Genomic DNA, 553 nt, shown 5'->3' on the forward strand with positions numbered 1-553 from the left:
GATCTTAACGTTAACTTGCTGATCCGTGGCAACTTCTAGCAACTCCAAAATGCCTTCCCACGTCATGTTACGAGCAAAGATCATGCTTTGAGGTTCCTGTACATCAAACCCATCGCCCTTAAACTCAATAATGTCGGTATCTTCCCATTTCTCTACCTTCTTACGCCCCAGTAGTGTCGCCACCATGCGATAGATATCATCACGTTGTTGCTCAGAATCGACGATACCGCTTACTGCAACTTGCTGCCCCACCGACTCGACTTTGACATTTAGATCTGGATACATCAGCTTGATTTGACGACGCACGAGCGAGAGATCCACATCAACGATGATCCTCTGCGAGAGCAGCACTTTTTTCGAATTACCGTAAACGATAAGCCGTGCCTGCCCGACAGACTTGGCAAACACAACTACTGTATTTTCATTTACGACGTTGTAATCCACGACTTCTGGATCGCTGATAAAAATGGTAGAGATAGCTTCCTCTACCGCGATGTGCTGACCATCCCCGACGGTAATGTATTGCTCTGCAGGACACAGGGATGCGCTAAAC

At 47.2% G+C, this 553-nt stretch carries 1 protein-coding gene; it reads right to left on the reverse strand.

The window, feature by feature from the left end; all coding sequences use genetic code 11:
• A partial coding sequence (locus R8O11_RS30410) for a pilus assembly protein N-terminal domain-containing protein (RefSeq protein WP_318195288.1) occupies positions 1 to 540 on the reverse strand: 540 nt, incomplete at its 3' end.
• Between the last annotated feature and the right edge of the window lie 13 nt (positions 541 to 553).

This window comes from Vibrio sp. 1288, from assembly GCF_033344475.1.